Source organism: Variovorax sp. P2_H12 (assembly GCF_056403395.1).
In genome coordinates this window covers 1-490 of the sequence record NZ_JBFUFO010000171.1, presented here as the reverse complement: position 1 = coordinate 490, position 490 = coordinate 1, and the positions used below count along the sequence as shown (strand labels likewise).

At 71.0% G+C, this 490-nt stretch carries 1 protein-coding gene; it reads left to right on the top strand.

Going from position 1 to position 490, the window contains the following annotated elements:
• A partial coding sequence (locus AC1DYK_RS35670; RefSeq protein ID WP_478170564.1) for an FG-GAP repeat protein occupies positions 1-490 on the top strand: 490 nt, incomplete at both ends.

Below are 490 nucleotides of genomic sequence, written 5' to 3'. Positions count from 1 at the left end.
CCGTGGGCCTCGGCGACCACCCGGCGGGCGGTGTGTTCGTCAACCCCCACGACACCCAGACCTACGAGCCGCCGCTCTCCACCGACGGCGACAACGCCACCATCGGTGACGTCAACGGCGACGGGTACCGCGACCTCGTCATCGGAGATCCCGGCGACATGACCGTCGACGGCACACCCCAGCCCGGCACCGGCCACCTGGGCGGTCAGATCGCCATCTGGCCCGGGGGCGCACAGGGCATCGACCCCGCCGCCACGCGGATCCTGATCCACCAGGACACCCCCGGAGTGCCCGGAACCGCCGAGAGCGACGATTCCTTCGGCGCCGATGTGAGCGTCGCCGACATCAATCAGGACGGATACGGCGACATCGCGGTCGGCGTCCCCGGTGAGGACCTCAACGGCACCCGGGACGCGGGCAGCGTCATCGTGATCCCGGGAAGCGCGACCGGTCCCACCGGCGCGGGCTCCACGAGCATCACGCAGAACTC